The sequence below is a fragment of the Flavobacterium sp. FG19 genome, from assembly GCF_057809475.1.
Genome location: NZ_JBMDKA010000077.1, coordinates 1 through 941, shown reverse-complemented (window position 1 = coordinate 941; position 941 = coordinate 1). Strand labels below are relative to the sequence as shown.

Sequence of the window (941 nt, the reverse complement as noted above, 5' to 3'; positions counted from 1 at the left end):
ACTGTGGAACTGATGGCCGAGAATACCTATGATGAACTGGGACAGCTTATTTCTAAAAAAACAGGAAACACAGCAGCTGTTCCCCTGCAGAACATTCATTACAATTACAATATCCGCGGATGGCTTACCACGATTAATGATATTGCTGCCCTGGCTAAAACAGGAGATCCAAAAGATCTCTTTGCTTTTAAACTCCAGTATAGCAGTACACCCACTGTAACCGGAGGAAAAGCGCTCTATAACGGGAATATCTCGGAGACGCACTGGGCTTCAGATTCTGATAACGGGGTGATAAGGGCTTACGGATATACTTACGATAACTTAAACCGTTTAAAAGCCGCTGTTTATAAAAAAGGAGCTGCTGTTACCAATTATTATGATGAGAGCCTGACCTATGATAAAAACGGGAATATCATGTCTGTTATCCGTAACGGAAACAATGACACAGCTCTAAACCAGATCGACAAGCTGGCTTATACCTATCTTAACAGCAATAACAGCAACCAGCTTGCCAAAGTGGTAGATACGGCACCTGCTGCTTATAAAGCCGGAGGTTTTGTGGAAAGTGCGGCCAATACCGTTAACGATTATACCTATGATGTTAATGGAAACATGATTTCTGATAACAATAAAAACATCACCGCCATTACTTACAACCATTTAAACTTACCCACTAAAATAACTTTCGCAGCTGCAGGCAATATTGTGTATCTTTACAATGCTGCAGGCCAGAAACTGCAGAAAATTGTAAACGAAACCAGCAAACCTGTTATCACGACTGATTATCTAAACGGTTTTCAGTATAAAACAGACTGTGAGACCTGTACACCGGCTCTGAAGTTTTTCCCAACAGCCGAAGGGTATGCAGAAACTAACGGAAGTTCTTATAAATATGTATACCAGTATAAAGATCATCTGGGCAATATTCGTATCAGTTACAA

1 protein-coding gene is annotated in these 941 nt (G+C 40.7%); it reads left to right on the top strand.

Features of this window, described 5'->3' with window-relative positions:
• On the top strand, positions 1-941 hold a 941-nt coding region (locus ACODST_RS27800; protein WP_488935347.1), incomplete at both ends, for an RHS repeat domain-containing protein.